We start from the raw sequence: 13,557 nt of genomic DNA, 5'->3' as shown, positions 1-13,557 counted from the left end.
GTGAGCACGTGACAGGACAGCATCCCCGCCGCCCCGCGGCGGACACCGGACACCGACGAGGGAGGCAGCGATGAGGCGGCGCGTGGTCATCACCGGCATCGGGGTGGTGGCTCCGGGCGGGGTCGGCACCAAGGAGTTCTGGTCCCTGCTGACCAGCGGGCGCACCGCGACCCGGGCCATCAGCCACTTCGACGCCTCCTCGTTCCGCTCCCGGATCGCGGCCGAGGCCGACTTCGACGCCGTGCGCGAGGGGCTCACCCCGCAGGAGGTGCGCCGCATGGACCGCGCGGCGCAGTTCGCGGTGGTCAGCGCCCGGGAGGCGGTCGCCGACAGCGGGCTCGACCTGGCGGCGGCCGACCCCTTCCGGACCGGCATCACCATCGGCAGCGCGGTCGGCGCCACCACCAGCCTCGACACCGAGTACGCGGTCGTCAGCGACGGCGGCGCCAAGTGGCTGGTGGACCACGAGTACGCCGTACCCCACCTGTTCGACCACTTCGTGCCCAGCTCCTTCGCGACCGAGGTCGCCTGGGCCGTCGGCGCCCAGGGCCCCGCCTCGGTGGTCTCCACCGGCTGCACCTCGGGGCTCGACGCCGTGGGGCACGCCGTGGAGCTGATCCGGGAAGGCACCGCGGACGTGATGGTCGCGGGGGCCACCGACGCCCCGATCTCGCCGATCACCGTGGCCTGCTTCGACGCCATCAAGGCCACCTCGCCGCGCAACGACTCGCCGGAGACCGCCTCCCGGCCCTTCGACGCCTCCCGCAACGGCTTCGTGCTCGGCGAGGGCTCCGCCGTCTTCGTCCTGGAGGAGCTCGGCGCCGCACGGGCCCGGGGCGCGCACATCTACGCGGAGATCGCCGGGTTCGCCTCCCGCTGCAACGCCTACCACATGACCGGGCTGCGCAAGGACGGCGCGGAGATGGCCGAGGCGATCCGGGTCGCCCTGGACGACTCCCGCCTGAACGGCACCGCCGTCGACTACATCAACGCGCACGGCTCCGGCACCAAGCAGAACGACCGGCACGAGACCGCCGCCTTCAAGCGCAGCCTCGGCGACCACGCGTACGCCACCCCGGTCAGCTCCATCAAGTCGATGATCGGCCACTCGCTGGGCGCCATCGGCTCGCTGGAGGTCGCCGCCAGCGCGCTCGCCATCGAGCACGGCGTGGTCCCGCCCACCGCCAACCTGCACGAGCAGGACCCGGAGTGCGACCTCGACTACACCCCGCTCCAGGCCCGCGAGCGCCGCATCGACACGGTGCTCAGCGTCGGCAGCGGCTTCGGCGGCTTCCAGAGCGCCATGGTGCTCACCCGGCCCGAGAGGAGGCCCGTATGACCACCGTGACCCCGGTGCGCGAACGCGCACAGGCCCCGGTCACCACCGCCGTGTTCACCGGCATCGGCGTCACCGCGCCCAACGGCCTCGGCACCGGCGCCTGGTGGGCGGCGACCCTGCGCGGCGAGAGCGGCATCCGCCCGCTCACCCGCTTCGACGCCACCGGCTACCCGGCCCGACTCGCCGGTGAGGTACCGGGGTTCGACCCGGCCGAGCACATCGCGAACCGGCTGCTGCCGCAGACCGACCACATGACCCGGCTCGCGCTGGTCGCCGCCCAGGAGGCGCTCGACGACAGCGCCGTCGACATCGCCGCGCTGCCCGAGTACGCGGCCGGCGTGGTCACCGCCGCCTCCGCGGGCGGCTTCGAGTTCGGCCAGCGCGAGCTGGAGGCGCTGTGGTCCAAGGGCGGCCAGTACGTCAGCGCGTACCAGTCCTTCGCCTGGTTCTACGCCGTCAACACCGGCCAGATCTCCATCCGGCACAAGCTGCGCGGCCCGAGCGGGGTACTGGTCAGCGAGGGCGCGGGCGGCCTGGACGCGGTCGCGCAGGCCCGGCGCCAGCTGCGCCGGGGCAGCAGCCTCATCGTCACCGGCGGCGTCGACGGCGCCCTGTGTCCATGGGGCTGGGCCGCCCAGCTGGCCGGACGCCGGCTCAGCACCTCCGACGACCCCGAGCGGGCCTACCTGCCCTTCGAGGCCGGGGCGGGCGGGCACGTACCCGGCGAGGGCGGCGCGATCCTCGTCCTGGAGGACGCGACGTCGGCACGGGCGCGCGGGGCGCGGGTGTACGGCGAACTCGCCGGGTACGCCGCCACGTTCGACCCGGCGCCCGGCACCGGCGGTGAGCCCGGTCTGCGCCGGGCGGTCGAACTCGCCCTCGCCGACGCGGGCATGGACCACGGCGAGGTGGACGTCGTCTTCGCGGACGCGGCCGGACTGCCCGCCCTCGACCGGGCCGAGGCCGACGCGATCACCGCCGTCTTCGGGCCCCGGGGCGTCCCGGTGACCGCCCCGAAGACCATGACCGGCCGCCTGTACGCGGGCGGCGGTTCGCTCGACCTGGCGGCGGCCCTGCTGTCCCTGCGGGACTCGGTGCTGCCGCCGACCGTGCACGTGGACCCGGACCGGCTCGCCGACGGCGTCGAGCTGGACCTGGTCACCGGCGGCCCGCGGGAGCGCCGCGAGGTGCGCACCGCACTGGTGCTGGCCCGGGGCGTGGGCGGGTTCAACGCGGCGGCCGTGGTACGGGCGCCGGACGGCAAGTGAGAGAACACCACAGGGGAACAAGGGAGATGGCACAGATGACCCTGGAAGACCTGACCGCGCTGCTGCGCGAATGCGCCGGGGAGGACGAGACGATCGACCTCGACGGGGACGTCCTGGACACGCCGTTCGACGAGCTGGGCTACGACTCGCTCGCCGTCCTGCAGACCACCGGCCGCATCGAGCGGGACTACGACATCCAGCTGTCGGACGACACGGTCGCCGAGGCGAGCACCCCGCGGCTGCTGCTGGAGTTCATCAACGAGGCGCTGGCCGGGGCGGAGGTCCGCGCGGCCTGACCCGAGCGACGCGAGGCCGGCCGCGGCACCCGACGGGGGTGCCGCGGCCGGCGCGTTCGGGTGTGGCGGAGGGGACACGGGCCGGGTGGGGCGTACGGGCATACGACTGCCCCCGCCGGCGGGGGACGAAGGCGGGGGCAGTCGGTTCGCGGGCCCCCGAAGGGGCCGTGGGGCCGGGTCAGACCAGGTCGTCGCGGGTGACCTGGCGGTGCTCGACCAGCCAGTCGGCGCCGTCGTGCACGAGCCGGTCCTCGCACAGGGTGCTGACCCGGATCGCGGCCTGGCCGCCGCGCGGGGTCTCGATGACCAGGGCGTAGCAGCGGGCGTTCACCCGGTTCCGGGTGCCCGGCTCGACGGAGACCATGCCGAGCCAGTGCCGGCGCTGCACGCCCTTGGCCGCGTACTCCTCGGTGGCCTTCGCGGCGGCCGCGGTGATGGCGGCGCGCCCCGCGGCCGGCTCCGGGTGGGCGTTGGCGGCGAAGACGCCGTCCTCGGTGAAGGTCAGCGCCCACTCGGCCACCCGCCCGTCGTCGAGCAGCTGCATCTGGCGGGCGTAGAACTGCTGGACCTGCTGGTACAGCGCCGCGGCGCCGGGGGCGGCCGCCTCGTCCGTCACGGTCATGGGTGGTCCTCTCTGGCCGGTGAACTCCGGTGAACTCCTGGCTTCTCGCTGCCGATCGTGGGTCCGGGCCCTCGCGGCCCTCTGGAGGAGCGGTCGACCGGACCGGCCCGAGCGGGGCTCCGTCCGGGGTCGAGACGGGACGCGCATGCTCGGGCCGGTCACCACGGAGGACTCGAGAGGAGCAACGGGCATGACGGGCAAGGAGCGGAAGGTCGCCCTGATCACCGGCGCCACCAGCGGCATCGGGCTCGCCGCCGCGCGCGAGCTGGGCCGGGCCGGACTGGCGGTGTTCATCTGCGCACGCACCGCGGAGACGGTGGAACTGACGGTCAAGCAACTGCGCGAGGAGGGTTACGACGCCGACGGCGCCACCGCCGACGTGCGCGACCCGGAGAGCGTGGCCGCCCTCGTCGACACCGCCGTCGAGCGGTACGGCCGGATCGACGTGCTGGTCAACAACGCGGGCCGGTCCGGCGGCGGCGTCACCGCGGACCTCGACGACGAGCTGTGGAACGACGTCCTCGCCACCAACCTGAACAGCGTCTTCCTGCTCACCCGCGCCGTGCTGCGCAAGGGCGGGGTGCGCGAGCGCGGCTGGGGCCGGATCATCAACATCGCCTCCACGGCGGGCAAGCAGGGTGTGGTGCTCGGCGCCCCCTACTCGGCGTCCAAGCACGGTGTCGTGGGTTTCACCAAGGCGCTGGGCAACGAGCTCGCCCCGACCGGCATCACCGTCAACGCGGTCTGCCCCGGGTATGTGGAGACGCCGATGGCACAGCGGGTGCGGGCCGGTTACGCCGCGGCGTACGAGACCACCGAGGAGCAGATCCTCGCGAAGTTCCAGGCGAAGATCCCGCTGGGCCGGTATTCGACGCCGGAGGAGGTGGCCGGTCTGGTCGGTTACCTGGCCTCGGACACCGCCGCTTCCATCACCGCGCAGGCCCTGAACGTCTGCGGCGGTCTCGGCAACTTCTGAGCCTACGGCTGTCCCAAGTCCCTTGTTTCTGAGGAGAGTTCACGATGACCATCCGTGAGGTCGAGCACGCGATCACTGCCTCGGCGCCGGCCGGGGCCGTCTACCGGCTGATCGCCGAGGTCCGCAACTGGCCGCGGATCTTCCCGCCGACCATCTACGTCGACCAGGTCGAACAGGACGGCGACAGCGAGCGTATCCGTATCTGGGCGACCGCCAACGGCGAGGCCAAGAACTGGACCTCGCGCCGCACCCTGGACCCCGAGGGGCTGCGGATCACCTTCCGTCAGGAGGTCAGCACGCCGCCGGTGGCGGCGATGGGCGGCACCTGGATCATCGAGCCGCTCTCACCGGGCGAGTCCCGGGTGCGGCTGCTGCACGACTACCGTGCCATCGGCGACGACCCCGGGGGGCTGGCCTGGATCGAGGAGGCCGTCGACCGCAACTCCCGCTCGGAGCTGGCGGCTTTGAAGCAGAACGTCGAACTCGCGCACGCGGCGGAGGATGTGACCTTCTCCTTCGAGGACACCGTGCACGTCGCGGGCTCGGCCAAGGACGTCTACGACTTCATCAACGAGGCCGGCCGGTGGTCCGAGCGGCTGCCGCACGTGGCGACGGTGCGGCTTCAGGAGGACACCCCGGGGCTGCAGTCGCTGGAGATGGACACCCGTGCGAAGGACGGTTCGACGCACACCACGAAGTCGTACCGGGTGACCTTCCCGCATCAGAAGATCGCCTACAAGCAGGTCACGCTGCCCGCGCTGATGACCCTGCACACCGGCTACTGGACGTTCGCCGACACCGCCGACGGTGTGGCCGCGTCCTCGCAGCACACCGTGACCATCAACACCGCGAACATCGCGAAGATCCTGGGTGCGGACGCCACCGTCGAGGACGCGAAGACCTTCGTACGGGACGCCCTGAGCACCAACAGCCGCGCCACCCTCGGCCACGCCAAGCAGTACGCGGAGGCGCGCCGTGGCTGAGGCGACGCGGCTGGACGGACTGGTCGCAGAGGCGGCTCGCACGCGTTCGGACCGCACCGCGATCGAGGCGGGGGAGCGCAGCCTGGACTTCGCCGGCCTGGAGCAGCGGGTGGACGCGGTGGCCGCCGCCCTCGACGCGCTGCTGCCCGAGCCGGGGGCGGCGGTGGCGGTCGCCTCCGTGCTGGACCCCGACTTCGCGGTCGCCTACTACGCCTCCGTGCGGGCCGGCCACGTCACCGCCGTGGTCAACCCGCTGCTGCGCGAGGAGGGCCTGCTGCACGTGCTGGCCCTGTGCGAGGCGCGGGCCGCGTTCGTGGACGCCGGACTGCTGGCCCGGCTCCACCCGCTGCTCGACCGGCTGCCGCACCTGGCGCACGTGTTCGTGATCGGGCCGGCGGCGGAGGGCGCGGTGCCGGGGGTGCAGTCCCTCGCCGGGCTGGTCGAGCGGTACGCCGGTCGGCGTGACTCCGGTCCGCGGCCCGCGCCGGACCTCGACGACGTGGCCTGCGTGCAGTTCACCAGCGGCACCACCGGACTGCCCAAAGGAGTCCGGCTCACCCACCGCAACCTGACCGCCAACGCGGCCCAGATCGCCGAGGCCCACCTGCTCGACGGCGCCTCGGTGACGGTCAACCACCTGCCGACGTACCACCCGATGCACCTCAACTCGGCGGTTCACGCGGGTGCCACGCAGGTGCTGTGCCCGGCACCCGACCCGGTGGACGCCGTGCACACGGCCAACCGGGCCGGTGCCAGCCACCTCTACAGCCTGCCGGTCCGGCTGGCCCGGCTCGCCGCCACCGCGCCCGACGGGCTGCGGCTCACCTCCGTACGGCACATCGCCTCCGGCGGCTCCCCGCTGCCGGTGGCCGCCGCGCGGGCGCTGACCGAACGCTTCGGCGTCCCGGTCTTCCAGGGCTACGGCCTCGCGGAGACCTCCCCGCTGACCCACAGCGACGATCCCGGGGCGCCGGTGCACGGTTCCGTGGGGCGGCCGGTGCGCGGGACGGAGTGCCGGATCGTGGACACCGAGACGCGTGCGGTGCTGCCGGTGGGGGCCTCCGGCGAGGTCCAGCTGCGCGGGCCGCAGGTGATGAAGGGGTACCTGGGGCGGCCGGACGGCTCCGGGACGGACGCGGACGGCTGGTTCACCACCGGGGACGTCGGTCGGATCGACGCGTCGGGGCGGCTGTTCGTCGTCGACCGGCTGCGGGACGTCTTCAAGTGCGACAACTTCCTCGTCGCGCCCTCCGAGATCGAGCAGGTCCTCGCCCGGCACCCCCTGGTGCGCGAGACGGTCGTGCTGGGCCTGCCGGACGAGGCGCACGGCGCGGTGGCCGCCGCGCTGGTGGTCCTGGCCGACGGGGCCCCCGAACCCGACCTCGCGGTCAAGCAGTTGCGGGCGTACGTCGAGGAACACCTGCCGTACTACCAGCACCTGCACCACGTACAGCCGGTGCCGGCCATCGAACGCTCGGCCAACGGGAAGATCCAACGACGGGTGCTGGCCGAGGAGTTGGCGGCCAGGGTGAGGAGGGCGTCATGAGCGGCGCCGGGCCGGACCGGCGGGCGGAGAGCCGCTCGGCGGCCGGTGGCGCGGGGGCGGAGCGGTGGGCGGCCCGGGATTCCGCGGTCGGCGGCCTCCGGCTGGACGGGCGGGTCGCCGTCGTCACCGGGGCCACCCGGGGGGTCGGGCTCGCGGTTGCCCGGAAGCTGTGTGCGTCCGGGGCCCAGGTGGTCGTCAACTGGGCACACAGCGCCGAGGACGCCGAGCGGGCGTTGGCCGAGTTGGCGCCGCTCAAGGGCGGGGCGGTCGCCGTGCGGGCCGACGTCACGCGGGAGGAGGAGCTGCGGGAACTGGTCGGCCGGGTGCGCGCCGACCACGGCGGGCTCGACGTGTTCGTGCACAACGCGGGCTCCTGGCACCCCGGCCCGGCCGTCGGCGCGAACCCCGCGCACGTCCGGGCGGACATCGCCGCCGGCGTCGAACCGCTGCTGGTGGCGGCGCCGTTGCTGGCCGAGGCGATGGCGGGCCGGCCCGGCCGGATCGTCGCCGTCTCCAGCAGCGGGGCCCGCTCGGTGATCCCCGGCTACACCGGCCAGGGTCTGGCCAAGGCCGCCGTGGAGAGCCTGGTGCGCTACCTCGCCGTCGAGCTCGCGGGCCGCGGCATCACCGTCAACGCGGTCTCCACGGCCAAGGTCGACAAGGGCCCGGCGACCCCCAACCCCCAGGCTGCCGCGATCCTCGCCGCCCGCACCCCGGCCGGCCGCCTCACCCGCCCCGAGGACATCGCCGACACCGTCGCCCTGCTCTGCACCGACGAGGCGGCCTGGATCCACGGCCAGACCCTCACCGCGGACGGCGGCCTGAGCCTGCTCTGAACGGGCGCCGCCCACCACCCACTGACGCGTGCCACGCCGAACGGAAGTGACGCGTGCCACGCCGAACGGAACGGATGGAGAAGAGGACATGACCGCCGCCGAGGACGAAGTCACCACCGACGTCTGCGTCGTGGGCGCCGGGCCGGCCGGCCTGGTGCTCGCGCTGCTGCTCGTGAGGTCCGGCGTGCGGGTCGCCGTGGTCGAGAAGAGCGGCAGCGGACAGCGCGAGTTCCGCGGGGAGATCCTTCAGCCGGGCGCGATGGCCCTGCTCGACCGGCTGGGCGTGCTGGCCGGCGCCCGCGCCCGCGGCTGCCACGAACACGCACGTTTCCGGCTGGTCGAGAAGGACCGCGTCCTGCTCGACATCGACTACCGCGCGCTGCCCGCCCCCCACGACCACCTCCTGAGCATCCCGCAGCCCCATGTTCTCGACGAACTCCTGCTGCACTGCGGCAAGTTCGAGCACTTCACCCACCTGGACCGGCACCGCGTCTCGGAGCTGGTGCGCGAGGACGGACACGTCCGCGGCGTCCGTGCCGACGGCCCCGGCGGCCGGGTCACCGTGCGCGCCCGGGTCGTCGTCGGCGCCGACGGCCGCTTCTCCAAGGTGCGCCGCCTCGCCGGCATCGACGCGGGCCGCACCGAGGCCTTCGACCTGGACGTCCTGTGGTTCAAGCTGCACCGCCCCGACGGCGCGGACGGCGCGGAAGGCCAACGCGAGCGTGACGTACGGGTGTTCCGGGCCGGCGGCAGCCCCGTCCTGGCGTACGACTCCTTCCCGGACCGCATCCAGCTCGGCTGGACCCTGCCGCACCAGGGCTACCGGCAGGTCGTCGCCCGTGGACTCGACCACGTCAAGTCCGAACTCGCCGCGGCCGCCGCGCCGTACGCCGACCTGATCCACGAACAGATCACCTCCCTCAGGGACCTGAGCCTCCTCGACGTGTTCTCGGGGCGCGCCGAACGCTGGGCGGCGGACGGCCTGTTGCTGATCGGTGACGCCGCGCACACCCACAGTCCGATCGGCGCGCAGGGCATCAACCTGGCCGTGCAGGACGCGGTCGTCGCCCACCCGCTGCTGGTCGGTGCGGTGCGCACGGGCGACGCGAGCCGGGCCGCGCTCGGCGCGTTCGAGGAGCTGCGGGCCCCGGACATCAGGCGCGTCGCCAAACTCCAGGCCGTCCAGAGCACGGCGATGCTCTCCCACGGCACCTTCGCCACCCGCGTCCGCCCGAAGCTGGCGTCCGCCCTCCGGCACACCCCGGTCTACCGAAAGATCCTCGACGCCATCGCGTACGGCAACCGGTCCATCGGCGTCGCCGAGGACCTGTTCCTCGACTGACCGCACCCGTTCGTTCCCTCCGTCTCCCTTCCGTCTCCCTTCACGAAAGGCGGCTGCCATGGCCGACACCCTCTTCACCGTCATCAACACCTTCACCCTCAAGGACCCCGCGAAGGCAGGGGAGTTCGAGGAGCGGTTCCTGAGCCACGTCGAGTGGATGCGGGCCCAGGAGGGCTTCCGTTCGCACCAGGCCGTACGGCTGACCGAGCGGCCCGGCGTGTACGTCAACCTCGGGCGCTGGCGCTCCCCGCAGGACTTCCAGAAGGTGCTCGGCAGCGAGGTCTTCCAGGCCCACGCGGCCGAGTTCCACGAGCTCGTCGAGGTGTCGGCCGCGCCCTCCTTCAACGTCGTGCGCGCCGGTGACGTGGCCGCGGTCACCCCGGTCGTGGTGGTGGAGACCTTCGAGAGCACGGACGACCCGGAGACCGTCGCCAAGGCCTGGTCCTCCTACGCCGAGGAACTCGCCGCCCGCGACGGCTTCCGCCACGCCGAACTGGACGCCGCGATCCTGACGCAGGGCTCGTACACCTTCGCCACCTGGTGGACCTCCGCGGACGCCGCCCGCGCGGCCCGCGCCGAGGTGCCGGCCCCGGCGGACACCGACGCCGACGAGGCGACGCACGTCACGGCGGCCTGACCGCCCGACGCCGAGCGGCCCGTCCCACCTGACGAGGGGCGGGCCGCTTCGGCGTGCGCGGGGCGCCTGGTGCAGCTCGGATGGCTTCGGCGTGCGCTGGGCGCCGGAATGCCCGCCGACCCTGCGCACGCCCGGGGCGGGCACAGCCGGCAACGCTCCCGCACGTGGGGCGTGTTCCGGCCGGGTCGTCCACGGCGCGGACCCGGGTCGGCGGGTGCGGCCCCGCAACTGTCCGGCGCGGCACGTCTGTTCCGGTACGGCGCAGGGCCGCCCCCCCGGGAGGGGAGCGGCCCTGCGGGTGAACCGGCCTCAGGCGCTGGCGAGTTCCGTCAGACGGGGGACCAGGGACGCCGGTGTCGGCATCGCCGCGATCTGGTCGCCGGCCAGCACCGCGGCCCGGTGGACGGACGGGTCGTGGGTGACCTGGTCGAGGGCGGTCGCCACCGCCTTGCCCAGGTCGCCGTCGGCCTCGGTCAGCGCCCGGCCCACGCCCGCCGCCTCGACCCGGCGCCCGGCGGCCGCCAACTGGGGCTGCTGGGCCGGCAGTACGACCTGCGGGACGCGGTGCGCGGCCGCGGTGAGCGTGCTGCCGCTGCCGCCGTGGTGCACCACCGCCGAGCAGCCGCGCAGCACCAGGTCCAGGGGCAGCGGGGCGTGCAGCCGGACGCCGGCCGGCAGCGCGCCGACCGCCGGGTGGTGCTCCTCGTCCAGCAGGACCACCGTCTCCCGCCCCGCCACCGTCCCGGCCGCGCCCGCGATGTCCCCGATGACCTCGCCGAGCCGCCCGCTGTCCGCCAGCAGCCGTGTTCCCCACACGCCGAAGACCACGCAGACGCGCTCGCCGTCGGCCGGTGCGAGGGCCCAGCCGGGGATCCGTTCCGCCCCGCTGAACGGGATGTGCCGCACCTCGTGGGCCGGGCCCGCGTCCGGGGCTCGCAGCAGCGCCGGAGTCGGGTCGATCACCAGCGCGGGCTCCGGCAGCCCCGCCTCGGCGCCCCGCTCCCGGCACAGCGGCCCGAAGACCCGGCGGGCCGCCGCGTTCATCGCCACGCTGGAGTCCCAGGCGCCCAACTCGTGTACGACGACCGGGATGCCGGATATGGCGGCGGCGACCTGGATGCCGTACCCGAACGGATCGGTGAGCACCAGGTCCGGGCGCCAGCCCGCCAGCAGCTCGACGAACTCCCCGAGCCCGGCCCGCAGTTGGGGCTCCTTGCCGGCCAGGATCCGGTCCCAGGGCGGGGAGCCGGCCGGAGCGGCCGACCCGGGCTGCGGGGGCGCGCCGGTCTGTGGGGACGCGCCGGGCCGGGGGGAGGCTTCCGGCCGCCGGGACGGTTCGGGCCGCGAGGATTCCTCGGCCCGCGGGGACCGCTCGGCCCGCGCCCGCCCCGGCCCGGTCTCCCCACCCGGGTTTCGGGTCGCGCCGGTGACCGGTACGGCGTTGAGGCCGGCGGCGCGGCCCGCCGCGGCGACGTCGGTGCCGCCCACCACCAGCAGGTCGTGTCCCGCCGCCCGCAGTGCCCAGGCCAGCGGCAGCATCGGTGAGAGGTGGCTGGCGATCAGCCCGTTCAGCAGAACTCGCACGGGGGTGCCCCCTTTCCTTCGGTCTTCGTGTCGCTTCGTGTGCCGGATCGCTTCATCCCGCTCGGTCCATCTCCCGGCTCATCTCCCGGCTCATCTCCCGGCTCATCTCCCGGCTCATCCCCGACCGCGGCCAGGCCCGTGGCCAGGTCGGCCTCCGCCCAGGCGCGCAGCGCTTCCCGCGGCCCGGGCAGCGCCGCCCGCGGCGACGACAGGACGAGGCTCGCCGTGAGCCGGGTCCGGTCGGCCGAAGCCGGGGTGATCCGCCAGCGGCGCAGGCACAGTTCGAGCGGGTCGGGAGGTGTCAGGTCCTGGTGCACCACGGCCCGGCCGGGCACCGCGATGCGCAGCGTGCGGCCGGTGTGCGTACCGCCGGCGGGGGCGCGGGTCACCACGTCCGCGAAGTCGGCGCCGGTGCCTTCGTGGCCGAGCGCCCGCACCAGGCGGTCGTACGACTCCTCGGTGCCGTACGGCAGTTCGCGGTGTGCCTCGACCCGCAGCACCCGGTCCGTGAACTCGGCGCGCCGCTCCGCCTTGGCACGCAGGGTGGCGAGCTGGCGGGCGCTGTTGCGGTCCAGCTCACCGGCGGTCTCGTCCGGGTCCCGGTCGGTGGTGAACCAGTGCTCGGTCGCCACCCGGCAGCCGTCCGGACCCTCCGGGTGGAAGATCCAGGTGCCGCCGAGACCGGTGATCGGGCCGACCGAACCGAGCTGTTCGAAGTCCATGCGCAGCGCCCGCGGGTCCAGGACCCGGCGCGAGGTCCAGTTGCGTACGGTCCCGTCCGGCTTGACCGCCCAGAACTCGACGAGGTCCCGCCCGCCCTCGCTCTCCAGCACCTCGGTGTGGGCGATCCAGGGGTAGAGCAGCGGCCATTCGGCCACGTCGGTCAGCAGCCGGTAGACCTCCCCGGCGGGGGCGGCGACCGGGGCGGACGCCTCCGTGCGGTGTGCGTCAACGGTGGTCACCGGGCACCTCCCGCGATCAACTCCGGGAGGTTCAGGGCGAGTTCGGCGGGGCTGGGCAGCGCGGCGATCTCGTCGCGCAGCACCGCGGCCCGCTCCCGGTAGGACGGGTCCTCCAGCAGCGGCCGGCACTGTGCGACGACCGCCTCCGGGTCGGCCTCCTGCGGGGTGAGCCGGCGGGCCACGCCGAACTCGTCGAGGCGGCGGGCGTAGTCCCAGGTCTCGGCGATCACCGGGACGATCATCTGCGGTACGCCGGCCACCAGGCTGGTCATAGTGGTGCCGGAGCCGCTGTGGTGGACGATCAGGTCGCAGGTGGGCAGCACCATGTTGAGCGAGACCCGGCCGACGGCGAGGACGCCCTCGGGCGTCGGCCGCAGTTCCTCGGCGGCCGTGTCGTCGATCGCCACGACCACTTCGAGGTCCAGGTCGGCGGTGAGCGTCTTCATCAACTGGCTCATCATGCCGAGGCCGCCGCGCAGCGGCACCTGGGTGCCCAGGGTGAGCAGGACCCGGCGTCCGCGGCGCGGGCGCAGCAGCCAGTCGGGCAGGACGGCGGTGCCGTTGTAGGGGACGTAACGCAGGCCCGTCACGGCGGTCTGCTCGGGGCGGCGCACGCTCGGCGGGCAGACGTCCAGAGTGAGCGCCGGGGCGGGCAGGGCGGGCAAGCCGAGGCGCTCCAGGTCGGGGGCGACCTCGGCGCGGGCCGAGTCGTCCATGACCGGCGGCGAGCCCATGCTGAACCCGAGCCGCACCCACGGCAGTTCGCGGGCGCCGGCGACCAGTCCGCCGACCAGGCCCTGCGGATCGCTCATCACGACGTCGGGGCGCCAGTCGTCGGCGAGGGCCAGCGCCTCGTCCAGGGTCCGGCCGGCCAGGCGGCCGTAACCGCGGCCGATGTGGGCGAGCAGCTCGTGCTCGCCGCCGGACGGCATGGACTGCGGATTGCCGGCCCGGTCCTTGCGGAGCAGGTCGGGGAAGGTCACCGGGTCGCGGTACGGGGCGAAGGGCAGTCCGGCGCCGGTGACCAGCGGCCGCACGTTCGGCGGGCCGCTGACCAGCACCTCGTGTCCGGCGGCGCGCAGCGCCCAGGCGAACGAGGTCATCGGCAGGACGATGCCGTCCGAGCAGGACCCGGTCAGCAGAATCTTCATGATCACATCCAGTGG

The 13,557-nt window shown here is 74.2% G+C and carries 13 protein-coding genes; 9 read left to right on the top strand and 4 right to left on the bottom strand.

Annotated elements, in window-relative coordinates; translation table 11 throughout:
* The first annotated feature begins 70 nt into the window (after positions 1 to 70).
* From ACQEWB_RS18510 to ACQEWB_RS18500, 3 genes are read left to right on the top strand one after another with little or no spacing between them, the layout of a single operon-like run.
* Positions 71 to 1,339, top strand: coding sequence for a beta-ketoacyl-[acyl-carrier-protein] synthase family protein (locus tag ACQEWB_RS18510; RefSeq protein ID WP_432832298.1), 1,269 nt, complete (start codon positions 71 to 73; stop codon positions 1,337 to 1,339).
* A complete protein-coding gene (locus tag ACQEWB_RS18505) occupies positions 1,336 to 2,607 on the top strand; it encodes a ketosynthase chain-length factor (RefSeq protein WP_432832296.1) in 1,272 nt (423 codons plus the stop codon). The genes ACQEWB_RS18510 and ACQEWB_RS18505 overlap by 4 nt, the downstream gene beginning before the upstream one ends.
* A gap of 26 nt (positions 2,608 to 2,633) precedes the next feature.
* Positions 2,634 to 2,903, top strand: coding sequence for an acyl carrier protein (locus tag ACQEWB_RS18500; RefSeq protein ID WP_432832294.1), 270 nt, complete (start codon positions 2,634 to 2,636; stop codon positions 2,901 to 2,903).
* Between the two features lie 178 nt (positions 2,904 to 3,081).
* Here the strand turns inward: ACQEWB_RS18500 and ACQEWB_RS18495 are convergent, their stop codons facing one another.
* On the bottom strand, positions 3,082 to 3,525 hold the full coding sequence (locus ACQEWB_RS18495) for a nuclear transport factor 2 family protein (RefSeq protein WP_432832292.1): 444 nt from the start codon (positions 3,523 to 3,525) through the stop codon (positions 3,082 to 3,084).
* 190 nt (positions 3,526 to 3,715) lie between these two features.
* Between ACQEWB_RS18495 and fabG the strand changes: the two genes are divergently transcribed.
* The 6 genes from fabG (at position 3,716) to ACQEWB_RS18465 (ending at position 9,845) form a co-directional block, all read left to right on the top strand.
* Entirely contained in the window at positions 3,716 to 4,501 is a 786-nt protein-coding gene (fabG, locus tag ACQEWB_RS18490; RefSeq protein WP_432832290.1) for a 3-oxoacyl-ACP reductase FabG, read from the top strand.
* A gap of 44 nt (positions 4,502 to 4,545) precedes the next feature.
* Positions 4,546 to 5,484 (top strand): aromatase/cyclase, encoded by a 939-nt coding sequence (locus ACQEWB_RS18485; RefSeq protein ID WP_432832287.1) that lies wholly within the window; start codon positions 4,546 to 4,548, stop codon positions 5,482 to 5,484.
* Positions 5,477 to 7,030 (top strand): class I adenylate-forming enzyme family protein, encoded by a 1,554-nt coding sequence (locus ACQEWB_RS18480; protein ID WP_432832285.1) that lies wholly within the window; start codon positions 5,477 to 5,479, stop codon positions 7,028 to 7,030. Before ACQEWB_RS18485 ends, ACQEWB_RS18480 begins: the two co-directional genes overlap by 8 nt.
* The gene (locus ACQEWB_RS18475) at positions 7,027 to 7,866 is read left to right on the top strand and encodes an SDR family oxidoreductase (RefSeq protein ID WP_432832283.1); all 840 of its coding nucleotides are present in this window, start codon (positions 7,027 to 7,029) and stop codon (positions 7,864 to 7,866) included. The genes ACQEWB_RS18480 and ACQEWB_RS18475 overlap by 4 nt, the downstream gene beginning before the upstream one ends.
* An 88-nt stretch (positions 7,867 to 7,954) precedes the next feature.
* Entirely contained in the window at positions 7,955 to 9,208 is a 1,254-nt protein-coding gene (locus ACQEWB_RS18470; RefSeq protein ID WP_432832281.1) for an FAD-dependent monooxygenase, read from the top strand.
* Between the two features lie 58 nt (positions 9,209 to 9,266).
* The gene (locus ACQEWB_RS18465) at positions 9,267 to 9,845 is read left to right on the top strand and encodes an antibiotic biosynthesis monooxygenase family protein (protein ID WP_432832279.1); all 579 of its coding nucleotides are present in this window, start codon (positions 9,267 to 9,269) and stop codon (positions 9,843 to 9,845) included.
* A gap of 309 nt (positions 9,846 to 10,154) precedes the next feature.
* Here ACQEWB_RS18465 and ACQEWB_RS18460 read toward each other — a convergent pair whose 3' ends face one another.
* From ACQEWB_RS18460 to ACQEWB_RS18450, 3 genes are read right to left on the bottom strand one after another with little or no spacing between them, the layout of a single operon-like run.
* On the bottom strand, positions 10,155 to 11,429 hold the full coding sequence (locus ACQEWB_RS18460) for a nucleotide disphospho-sugar-binding domain-containing protein (protein ID WP_432832277.1): 1,275 nt from the start codon (positions 11,427 to 11,429) through the stop codon (positions 10,155 to 10,157).
* The gene (locus ACQEWB_RS18455; protein ID WP_432832275.1) at positions 11,414 to 12,391 is read right to left on the bottom strand and encodes an aromatase/cyclase; all 978 of its coding nucleotides are present in this window, start codon (positions 12,389 to 12,391) and stop codon (positions 11,414 to 11,416) included. The genes ACQEWB_RS18460 and ACQEWB_RS18455 overlap by 16 nt, the downstream gene beginning before the upstream one ends.
* A complete protein-coding gene (locus ACQEWB_RS18450) occupies positions 12,388 to 13,542 on the bottom strand; it encodes a nucleotide disphospho-sugar-binding domain-containing protein (protein WP_432832273.1) in 1,155 nt (384 codons plus the stop codon). The genes ACQEWB_RS18455 and ACQEWB_RS18450 overlap by 4 nt, the downstream gene beginning before the upstream one ends.
* Positions 13,543 to 13,557: the final 15 nt, after the last annotated feature.

The organism is Streptomyces sp. CA-249302, from assembly GCF_050936785.1.
Classification (GTDB): domain Bacteria; phylum Actinomycetota; class Actinomycetes; order Streptomycetales; family Streptomycetaceae; genus Streptomyces.
This window is presented reverse-complemented; position numbering and strand designations above follow the sequence as displayed.